Annotated in this window: 1 protein-coding gene; it reads left to right on the forward strand. The window is 59.6% G+C overall.

Features of this window, described 5'->3' with window-relative positions; all coding sequences use genetic code 11:
- A partial coding sequence (locus K0625_RS24400; protein WP_220111932.1) for a hypothetical protein occupies positions 1-312 on the forward strand: 312 nt, incomplete at both ends.

A 312-nucleotide genomic window follows, 5' to 3' on the forward strand; every position in this document is an offset into this window, starting at 1 on the left:
ACATCAACGATGCTGAGCTTGATGGCCAAATCGATGCCACCGTCACACTCGGCGCAGGCACGAGCGTGGGTGACACCGTCACCATCACTGACCAAGACGGCAACGTCATCTTCAGTGGCCCAGCCACTCAGGAGATGATAGACAATGGGCTGGCCGTCACTATCGACCCGCCTGCCACTGGCACTAACTTAGTTATCACCGCCACGGTCACGGACCCAGCGGGTAACAGCAGTGCAGGCTCAGACAGTGCCCTACTGGATTACGGCACCGGCACGGGCGCACCAGCGAGCCCAACCGTGGTTATCGATGAAG

Origin of the sequence: Shewanella nanhaiensis (assembly GCF_019457885.1) — a bacterium.
In the GTDB taxonomy this organism is placed as follows: domain Bacteria; phylum Pseudomonadota; class Gammaproteobacteria; order Enterobacterales; family Shewanellaceae; genus Shewanella; species Shewanella nanhaiensis.